Origin of the sequence: Pseudoalteromonas phenolica, assembly GCF_005876835.1 — a bacterium.
GTDB lineage: Bacteria > Pseudomonadota > Gammaproteobacteria > Enterobacterales > Alteromonadaceae > Pseudoalteromonas > Pseudoalteromonas phenolica_B.
Genome location: NZ_PPSW01000050.1, coordinates 23,065 through 29,878 on the forward strand (window position 1 = coordinate 23,065; position 6,814 = coordinate 29,878).

Annotated in this window: 5 protein-coding genes; all 5 read right to left on the minus strand. The window is 40.1% G+C overall.

What is annotated here, in order from left to right:
- On the minus strand, nucleotides 1-939 hold the full coding sequence (locus C1E24_RS20170) for an autotransporter outer membrane beta-barrel domain-containing protein (protein ID WP_138484635.1): 939 nt from the start codon (nucleotides 937-939) through the stop codon (nucleotides 1-3).
- 378 nt (nucleotides 940-1,317) lie between these two features.
- Nucleotides 1,318-2,379 (minus strand): OmpA family protein, encoded by a 1,062-nt coding sequence (locus C1E24_RS20175; protein WP_138484637.1) that lies wholly within the window; start codon nucleotides 2,377-2,379, stop codon nucleotides 1,318-1,320.
- Nucleotides 2,380-2,504: 125 nt separating this feature from the next.
- On the minus strand, nucleotides 2,505-4,295 hold the full coding sequence (locus C1E24_RS20180) for an ABC transporter ATP-binding protein (RefSeq protein ID WP_138484639.1): 1,791 nt from the start codon (nucleotides 4,293-4,295) through the stop codon (nucleotides 2,505-2,507).
- The gene (locus tag C1E24_RS20185) at nucleotides 4,295-5,716 is read right to left on the minus strand and encodes a protein adenylyltransferase SelO (protein ID WP_138484640.1); all 1,422 of its coding nucleotides are present in this window, start codon (nucleotides 5,714-5,716) and stop codon (nucleotides 4,295-4,297) included. The genes C1E24_RS20180 and C1E24_RS20185 overlap by 1 nt, the downstream gene beginning before the upstream one ends.
- On the minus strand, nucleotides 5,716-6,414 hold the full coding sequence (locus C1E24_RS20190; protein WP_138484642.1) for a DNA-3-methyladenine glycosylase I: 699 nt from the start codon (nucleotides 6,412-6,414) through the stop codon (nucleotides 5,716-5,718). The genes C1E24_RS20185 and C1E24_RS20190 overlap by 1 nt, the downstream gene beginning before the upstream one ends.
- Between the last annotated feature and the right edge of the window lie 400 nt (nucleotides 6,415-6,814).

A 6,814-nucleotide genomic window follows, 5' to 3' on the forward strand; every position in this document is an offset into this window, starting at 1 on the left:
TTAATAGCTCCATTGTACACCCGCTGAAATTGATACATTTTTAAATTTAATATTTGGTACTGTTCTACGGCGACCATCTACTTCTTCTGAAATTTTATCGCGCTCTTTATATTGCGCATCTACGCCAACCATCAATGCAATATGGTCCATAAGTTGGTAACGTACACCCGCTCTGCCCATCACTCCCCAACCATTAAAGCTATCTGTTAGTGTCACAGATTCAATACTGGTATTTTGAGTTCGAGAGTAAAATGGTGTGCTTATTTCTGTTTCAGCATACCAACTGACATTATTGAAAGTGTCGGCCAAACGGCTATCGTAACGAATACCTACTGCGCCTAAAATACCCATCTGGTCTTCGGTAATAGAAATAACCGGGGTTAAATAACTCGGGTTGTTAGCAAGAATATCAGTAGCCTCTTTGCGCTGACCTGGTAAATCGAACCTTGGTAAATCATCTCCTTCACCTAGCGCTTTTAAAGCTTCATCAAAACTGTTTGCACCAGCCCCTAATTTAAAGCTTGAACGCGTAAAGCTAGACGTATGAATACGTGTTCCAAAAGTTAGCTGCACTGATTTGCTTAAGTTATATGCCATAGACAAAGCAATTTCATTCGCTTTAATTTTAAAATCATTTTGCTGAACATCACCAAACTTCTCAGCCGTCCATACTTCAGTATCAATAGACGTTGCAATGGTTGCTGCACTGGCAATATAAAACCCCCAGTCGTCATCAATACCAGTATAAGAAAGCTGACGAATAGCAGGGTTAGTAACAGAAGCCTTTTGTTTTAAATCCGTAATACCTGCGACATTGTTTAATTGCTCGCTATAGTCAACGGACTCGAAACCTAAACGCACTTCACTAAAAGATGGATTCGGAGCAGCAACGGCAGAAGTTGAAAGTAGAACGCTAGAAAGGAGAAAAGCCTTTTTCATAATTAAACCTTGAGCTAAAAGTGAGTAATTCAAGGTTAAGTGTAGCCCAATCCCTGATTACAACTTATTACATTTGTTGAACAATTTTAATACACCCAAGCACTTAGTCAAGAAAGATTATTAACAGAAGCTTAATAAAGTAAGACAGCCCGGATACGCTTACATCAATAATTAAGTCATTAATGGTAATTGAACAAAGTCGCGGTCAACCCTTTTCAATGATCATCATATCGGTAAAAAGTGTAATTTTGATAATGGTATTGTTAACTTCTTACTTAAACAAGTTGCTTATTAAGAGTTTTAAACTTAAACAACCTGAAAATATTGTACAAAAAAGCCAGCATAAGCTGGCTTTAGTATTTATCAGCGCTCTTTATTTTAGCGCTTCACTTTTACACGTTTAACCGAAATCAATTTCGCTTCTACACGTCTATTTTGTGCATGTGCTTCTTCAGTATTAGCTGTGTTCTTTAAACGCTCCTCACCGTAACCGATTGCGCTCACTCGACTCGCGTCAATACCCTCTTCAATTAGCTGCTTCGCAACTGAATCTGCACGCTTTTGAGATAGCCATTTATTATATTCTGCCTTACCAACTGCAGATGTGTGCCCTTCTAAACGTACGGTCGTCTCAGGGAATTCATTTAAGAAATTCACTACAGCATCAATGTCATTTAAATATTGCTGAGAAACTGCTGAGTTATTATTCGGGAAGCGAACTAATAGACTCACTGTCACTTCTTCATCTTTATAAAGCGTACAGCCACTCGCATCTACCGCGTCGGTCATTGGCGTATTAGCACAGCGATCTTCAGCATCAATTATGCCATCTTTGTCTGCATCTTTAGGAGCTTGAACAACAGGCTTTGGTTCAGGCTTAGCAATTGGTGCTGGTGCAGGGGCTGCTTTAACAGGCTTTGAAGAAGTAGCGCCAAACGCATAGTTAATACCTAATTTTGCACCTACATCTGTATAACCGCGATCTAAACCTTGGTAAAGTGCTGTTTCAGCATTAACAAATAAGTTATCAGTTAGATGATGACGATAACCTGCGCCAACATTAGCGAAAGTGTTTGACGTATATGCATCAATCGATTTAAGACCAAATAGCGCATAGAAAGGGCCGCCATCAAAATGATAAAGGCCATCAACACCGATACGGTCACCACCTAAAGAACCTGTTCTTGAACCGGACAAATCAAAATCCATATCAGCGTACTCTAAACGTGCACTCCAATAGTCGTTAAAACGATAACCTAGCTCTGCACCCCATGATGTTGAGTCGTCAACATTTACACCCGCTGCATCTCGCATTTGTTGCCACTTAGCTTTGTAGTAATCGCCGAATACACCAAGGTATACACCTTCCTTTTGCTCTTTAGCATTAACTGCTGATGTAGCTAGAATAGCTACTGCAAGGCTTAGCATTTTAAATTTCATTGTCATTCCCCATTTATAATCAAGATAAGCAACTCAGTTCGTCGCTTGTGTGTGATTATAGTAGAAGAGCCAAGCTTAATCTTTACTTAATACTTTAATATTGAATTGTTCATTCAACATTCACATTACAATTGATGAGAAAATAGCGTCTGATATAAACCTTCTTGCCTTATCAGTGTGTTATGCTCACCGAACGCTGATACTTCACCATCATCTAATACATAGATCAAATCAGCTTGAGCAATTGCGCTGAGTCTATGAGCAATAATCAGAGTTGTTCGGTTTTTTAAAAACTGAGTTAAGTTGCGATGAATTTTTGCTTCGGTCTCTATATCTAATGCTGATGTTGCTTCGTCTAAAATAACCACTTTAGGATCTGCCAAAACCATTCTAGCGATTGCTAAGCGCTGTTTTTGACCACCTGATAAACGCACTCCATTACGGCCAATTAAAGCATCTAGTTGTTCATCTAACTTTTCTACGGTTTCAGTTAGCTCAGCAGTGGCCAAAGCTTGCCACAATTGCTCATCAGTAAACTGGCCGCCCATTGATAGGTTTTCTCTCACTGAAGCATTAAGCATTACGGGCTGTTGCAGTACGGTCGCAACATGCTCTCTTACTTGTAGATAACCAATTTGCTCTATTTGTTTATCATCAATAAAAATACTGCCAGATTGCTTCTCATATAAGCCTAGTAGCAATTGCACTAACGTTGATTTACCGCCGCCAGAAACAGCGACAACCGCAACTTTCTTACCCGCTGGAATATGCATAGAAACGTTTTTTAGTACCGGTTGCTCACTGTGATAACCAAAGTGAACCTTTTCAAAACGAATATCTACTTGCGGATTTTTAAATGCTTTAACACTTGGAGTCGCTGCAGGTTTCTCCGTCTCAAAAGCAAATACTTGGTTCAAACGCTGTAATGCAGCGGATGCACCATAGTAGGCATATTGCATACCTAATAGCTCTTGCACTGGCCCCATCATAAACCAGAGGTAGCCAAACACCGCGAAAATTTGCCCAACCGTTAGGTCTGCAAACACCACCATGATCATCGCAATGGCTCTAAACACCTCAAAACCGAGTAGGAAAATAGTAAAACTAAGACGACTAACTGCATCAGTCTTCCATTGAGATTGAACAGAATAATGCTTAAGATCTTTTGCTGTTGCTTTTACTTGCTCGAAATATTTTCCTTCACGACGAATTGCTTTTAACTGCGCAATCGCATCTAAAGTTTCTACCAGTGAAGATTGAAACGCCTCAAATGCGCCATTTTCTTTTTTCTTTAGATCTTTAACACGTTTGCCAAACTGTCTTGAGAAATAAATAACAGCAGGGTTCAACAGAAGAATAATGGCTCCTAATGTTAGGTCTATCCAAAGCAAAATAACTGCGGTGCCAATAATAGTTAACAAGCTAATTAGAAACCGTGACAAGGTTTGGCTAATAAAGTTATCAAGTGTTTCAACATCAGTAATACAGCGAGAACTGATCGCGCCACCACCTTGCGTTTCATATTCTTTGAGTTGTACTAATGGCAAATGATTTAACAGCAAACTGCGAACTTGAAAACTGATGTCTTTTCCAATAATTGTAAATTGTCGAGATTGTAAAACACCCAATACCAATGCCGATAATCGCATCAGCACAACACTCAATAAAACAAAGAGAATATAGCCAACTGCATTGTGTGCAGAATCAGGCAAAAGTGTATTCATAAACTCAATGGCTGCGCCTGGCTTTTCGAGTAGAACTTCATCTACTAATAAGGGCATCATTAAGGGTATAGGCACACTGACCAGTGCGGCCAATAGTGCAATGATATGGGCATAAATAAGCGACTTACGATGTGCAAGCACACCCTGTTTAATTGTTTGCCAAGTTAGCGGTTCACCAGAACTGATTTGCATTATGTACCACAGAAAGTTTGATAGGTTTCAGGTTTCGAATGACGCGCAGTAAATACTTGGTCATATTCTTGATAATCATATGGGTTATTTAACATAGGTAGCCACTTTTCAAGTAAAGGGCTGTGTCCTTTTTCATAAAATTCCTCTATAACTTTTTCGACTAATTCATTACGCGGCACAATGGCTGGGTTTGCCTTTGACATCAAAGTAGCCACCTCGGCAACATCAAACACTGAGATCCTTGTTTGCCATTTTGCTACCCATTCATGCAATTCTGCAGGGAGCGTAAACAGCACTTCTTTGTTTATTGCCAAGGAAGTCAATGCAGCAAAAGTATTGGTGTAATCTAGTTGGTGATTCTTCATTAACACCAACAATTCCGAGAGTAGGTCGCTATCTGAATCACGCCAATCTGGTAACCCTAATTTCTGTGCCCACATAGTATGGTAGGCTGCGTTGAAAGACTTAGAAAAATCACTCAGCACACCGGTCAGCTTTTCGAGCGCCTGCTCTTCATCACACGCCATAATTAACATCAGAGATTCTGCTAAACGTGCACAATTCCAGTGGGCGATATTTGGTTGCTGACCAAATGCGTAGCGACCTTGTTTATCTATAGAGCTGAATACAGCATTGAAATCGAAAGCCTCAAGCATGGCGCACGGCCCAAAGTCGATGGTCTCGCCAGACACCAAACAATTATCGGTATTCATAACTCCGTGTATAAAGCCCACTCTTAACCAATCAATAATCAATGAGATTTGGTTGTTACAAACATGCTTTAAAAAATCACATACTCTATCATCACCTTCAGATTGAATTTGTGGGTAATGCCGCTTAATCGCAAGTTCTAATAAACGTTCCATGCCCGATTTATCTTGCTGTAACGCTAAATATTGAAAAGAACCAACCCGTATATGGCTAGATGCCACACGGCAAACTACCGCACCTGGCACATAGCCCTGCCTATAAACATCATTACCTGTTGTGATTACAGACAAACATTCTGTCGTTTTAACCCCAAGTGACTGAATAGCTTGGCTCATCACAAACTCTCGAACTGCCGGGCCAAGCGCACAAAGGCCATCACCGCCACGAGAAAATGGTGTTGCCCCAGAGCCTTTTAACTGTAAGTCAAAGGGGCTATTACTCTGAATCGTTCCTAGGTAATGCGCTCTACCATCACCAAGTGTTGGATTGAAATGACCAAACTGATGACCTGAATAGGCTAATGCAGATGCTGGAATGCCCTCAATGCTTCTTGTGCCAGAGAGGTAAGAAAGCACTTCTTCTTCTTTCCAATTTAGCTCTAGTCTTTCAAATAGATCTTCGTTAAATAAAACAAGCTTGGCTGAACTTGGTTGAGCCATCGGATAATCAACAGCAAAACCTTCTTTAATTGCAGCATAATCATTTTGCATTATTCATTACCTTCTACATTCACGTAATTATCACCAACACTATAAGCAATAAGCTGGCTCAGCGCAGTTAAAGACCAACCGCTTTCTTCTACTAGTTTATTAAAAAAAGACTGAATTGCAGTGAGAGATTTTTTTGTTTGCAAACCACCATCAATGATTTTATGACCTCTAAGGTAAGACTCTACATCTCGTGACAAAATGAAAGTATCTTTGCCCATCGCACGTAATGCGTAAGGTCCTGTATTGCCGCCTAATCGTGCACCCTGTTTCTTTAATTCTGACCAAAGGCCAATAATATTATCTTCAGGCCAGTCGGCAATAAACTTAGCAAATGAGCCGTGCTTTTGTGCAATTTCATAGATCATGTAGCAATTATGTGGAATCGTCTGTACTTTTTTAAAATTGCGGATGATACGCTCATCTTGTGACTTTTCTTCTAGTTGTTCAGGCGACATCATCAATAGCGCATCAATATCAAACTGCCAAAAAACCTCTCTGAAACCCGGCCATTTCGCATTGATCACTGACCAATAAAAACCACTTTGAAATACTTTCTTAGTAAACGCTTCAAGCCAAAGCGAATCTGAGTGTGACAACAACTCTTGCTTCGTCAGTGGGGTAGATATCAACAACTTTAAATTTTGCTCACCTAACTTTCTTTCACATGCCCTTTGATAAATCTCTTTGAAGGATTCCAAACCAATACCTTTCAATTAATTAAAACGTTTAATACGCTGAAGATCTCTAATGTGTTTAATGATAAAGGAATTAAGTGCAAAGTGTTAACGACAATGAGCGAAGCGAATACGTTTGCTTTGCGCAAGTATAGTGCGAAAGGTTTATGACAAGCGCGCAGCGCTAACATTCTTTTCGCGCAAGGTGAGATAAACCAGTTTAGCTTGAGTTGAGACCGTCAAGATTGAGTATAGTGAAGGCTACTTATTTCACCTTGCGCTAATTCGTCTTTTTATCACAGTGTATCACCTCATCACTGTGCAGGACGATTTAGCACCATAAACGCAAAAAACCCGCTGCATTTCTGCAACGGGTTTCTTTAATTGTCCGGGGCAACCTTTGCTGGCGATGTTCTACTTTCAC